The organism is Nocardia carnea, from assembly GCF_029868855.1.
Taxonomy (GTDB): Bacteria; Actinomycetota; Actinomycetes; order Mycobacteriales; family Mycobacteriaceae; genus Nocardia; species Nocardia carnea_A.
Map to the genome: position 1 here is coordinate 1 of NZ_JARWOV010000100.1, position 2,915 is coordinate 2,915.

A 2,915-nucleotide genomic window follows, 5' to 3' on the forward strand; every position below is an offset into this window, starting at 1 on the left:
GGTGGGGGCCGTGGGGGGGGGGGGGGCCCCCCGGGGCCCCCCGCCGCGCCCCCCCGGTGGCGGGGGGACCCGCCCCCGGCGCGGGGGGGGGGGGGCCCCGCAGGCCGCCGCGCGGAAAGAAAGGCCCAGCAAAAAAAAAACCAGCGGGCGCCCCCCTCCGGCCCGCTGTGGCTCGCTTCCGGCGTTTCTTCTTTCATATTCTGCTTGTCCCGCCCCCGCACCCGGGGGGGCCCCCCCGCGGTACCACCAAACGCGAACTCGAGCTGATCGCCATGCGATTGTTCAGCGAGCAGGGATTCGACGAGACGACGGTCGAGCAGATCGCCTCTGCGGCTGGGATCAGTGGGCGTACCTTCTTCCGTTACTTCCCAGGTAAGGCCGAGGTGCTGTGGTACTCGTTCGACGACGAGGTCGCCGGATTACGTGCCGCCTTCGCCACCGTGGCGCCGGACGAGCCGATGATGGCGGCGGTCCGGCGGGTGGTGGTGAACGCCAACCGCTACCGCGCCGAGGATGTCGCGGAACTGCGGACCCGGATGAAATTGGTCTCCGATATCCCGGCCCTGGCCGCCACCGCCGGCGCGCATTACGACGCCTGGGAACGCGCGGTGGGCGAGTTCGCGGCATCCCGGCTCGGGGAACCCGCGGATTCGCTGATCCCGATGGCGGTCGGCCGGACGACCCTGGCGGCCGCCCGCGCCGCCTTCGACGCGTGGGTGGCCCGCGCCGATGCCGATCTCACCGTGTATCTCGACCGGGCGCTGGCCGCCCTGGAGCGCGGTTTCGTCGTATCGGACGCGTTTCCGGTCACAACCGGCGAGTAAACCGGACCGGCAGGTTTCACCGGCATAGGAGCACGGGTATGACTAGGCTCGGTATCGGCAAGACCGCCGAAGTCATTACGATGTACCGGACCGCCGTCGAAAGGGGCACAAGTTACATGTCCGAGGTGTCCATGGGCCTTTCGGCGGACTCATTGGCCGAGGTTTCCGTCGACAAACTGCTTCCGCAGTTGGTCGAACATCTGCGCCAGAACCGCACCGCACTACGCGAGGAATGGGCGCGGCGTATCACCGAGGCACGGTTGCTCACCGCCATGACGCCCGACGAGGTCTTCTCCGAGGCGACGTCGGTCTACGACAACTATGTCGAGGTGCTGGAAACCGGCAGCGTCGAAGCGCTGCAGGCGTACGCGCGTGACCTGTCCGAGCGCATCATCCCGAGAGGAGTCGAAACCGACGAGGTCCTCGGCATGGTGCTGCTGCTGCGCGATGTCCTCGCACGCTCCCTGTTCGAGAAGTACCAATCCAACTTCGACCTGCTCAACGCCGTCCTCGACGCCTACGAACCGGCCGCGAATCGCATCGCCAACACCGTGGCCATCTCGTTCGTCCAGGAACGCGAACGCGTTATCCGGCAGCAGCAGGAAGCCATCCGCGAGCTTTCCACCCCGGTGCTGCAGGTGCGCGAACAACTGCTGATCCTGCCGATAATCGGTGTGCTCGACAGTCAGCGGGCCCGCCAGCTCACCGAACAGCTGCTCCGGGCGATCCGGGACAACCGGGCCAAGGTGGTCGTCATCGATATCACCGGTGTGCCCGATATCGACTCCACGGTGGCCAACCACCTGGTGCAGACCGTGGATGCCTCCGGGCTCATGGGCGCGAGTGTCATCATGACCGGCCTGTCCTCGGAGATCGCGCTGACACTGGTGACCATCGGACTGGATCTGTCGAAGATGAACGCGGTCGGCGATCTGCAGGGCGGTATCGAAGAGGCGGAACGGTTACTGGGCTACGAAGTGTCCAGAGTGACCGAACGCAGCGAACGCGATTCGCGCTGACGGAACCGATATGCCAGTACCTATCCTCAAACAGGGCACATATCTGATCGCATCCGTCCAGTCCGCGCTGACCGATGCCGATACCGAGCGTTTACAGGACGACCTGATGAAGCAGGTCAGCAAGTACCGCGCGCAAGGCATCATCGTCGACGTCACCGCTATCGATGTGATGGATTCCTTCGCCGCCCGATCACTGCGCACCATCGCGCATATGACGCAGTTACGCGGCGCCGAGACCGTTATCGTCGGTCTACAGCCCGAGGTCGCCTTCGCCATGGTGCAGCTCGGCCTCACCTTCGAGGATATGCACACTGCGCTGGACCTCGAGGAGGGCTTGGCTTGGCTGAACCGGAAATCCTCGGCCCGGCACCAGCATCGAGATGGTCGTGACAGTGGCCGCTGATCGGGTGGTAATCGCGGTGAAGATGTCGAACGACATCGTGACCGCACGTCAGGCCGGGCGTGAGCTGGCCGAGGAACTCGGCTTCACGCTCACCGACCGGACCATGATCTCCACGGCGATCTCCGAGGTCGCCCGGAATATCACCAGTTACGCCGGCAGCGGCGAGATCCGCCTGCAGGTGGCCGAGCGCGACGGACGTCGCGCTCTCGTGGTCCAGGCCAAGGACCAGGGGCCGGGCATCATCGATATCCCCCGCGCCATGGAAGACGGGTACTCCACGGGCCGAGGCCTCGGTTTGGGCCTGCCGGGCGCCAAACGACTGATGGACGGGATGTCCGTCGAATCCGCACCCAATCAGGGCACGTTGGTGGAGATGTGGAAGTGGGTACCCCAGGGTGCATGAGGACGGTTTCATCGGCCGGATCGAATGGGCCGTGGCCGGCCGCGCTCTCCCCGGAGAGGATGTTTCCGGGGACCGCTGCGTGGTCCTGGACACCGGTACCGGCTCCGTACTTTTCGCGGTACTCGACGGTCTCGGCCACGGCACCGCGGCGGCCCCCGCGGGCGATCGGGCGGCCCGGGTTGTCGGGGAGAACCGTGCCGAACCCGTGGATGTCCTGATGGCGCTGAGTCATCGGGCGATGTGGGATACCCGCGGCGCGGCAGTGA

Annotated in this window: 4 protein-coding genes and 1 pseudogene; all 5 read left to right on the forward strand. The window is 66.1% G+C overall.

Annotation, left to right across the window (positions count from 1 at the left end; all coding sequences use genetic code 11):
- Nucleotides 1–167: 167 nt before the first annotated feature.
- Nucleotides 168–824, forward strand: a complete 657-nt coding sequence (gene mftR / locus QH195_RS09130) for a mycofactocin system transcriptional regulator (protein WP_280435032.1) — start codon at nt 168–170, stop codon at nt 822–824.
- 116 nt (nt 825–940) lie between these two features.
- Nucleotides 941–1,843: an STAS domain-containing protein gene (locus tag QH195_RS09135; RefSeq protein ID WP_033241695.1), complete on the forward strand. Its 903-nt coding sequence runs from the start codon at nt 941–943 to the stop codon at nt 1,841–1,843.
- Nucleotides 1,844–1,853: 10 nt separating this feature from the next.
- Complete coding sequence (locus QH195_RS09140; protein ID WP_033241694.1) at nt 1,854–2,246, forward strand: STAS domain-containing protein; 393 nt, start codon at nt 1,854–1,856, stop codon at nt 2,244–2,246.
- Nucleotides 2,236–2,649 carry an anti-sigma regulatory factor gene (locus QH195_RS09145; protein ID WP_280435033.1) on the forward strand — a complete coding sequence of 138 codons (414 nt, stop codon included), beginning with the start codon at nt 2,236–2,238 and terminating at the stop codon, nt 2,647–2,649. Before QH195_RS09140 ends, QH195_RS09145 begins: the two co-directional genes overlap by 11 nt.
- Nucleotides 2,642–2,915: pseudogene (locus QH195_RS09150) on the forward strand (SpoIIE family protein phosphatase); the annotation flags it as partial. The gene QH195_RS09145 and the pseudogene QH195_RS09150, both read left to right, overlap by 8 nt.

What these genes read in the sequence shown, in the direction of transcription:
- QH195_RS09135 (WP_033241695.1), top strand. Translation starts at nt 941, where the DNA reads ATGTCCGAGGTGTCCATGGGCCTTTCGGCGGACTCATTGGCCGAGGTT.
- QH195_RS09140 (WP_033241694.1), top strand. Translation starts at nt 1,854, where the DNA reads ATGCCAGTACCTATCCTCAAACAGGGCACATATCTGATCGCATCCGTC.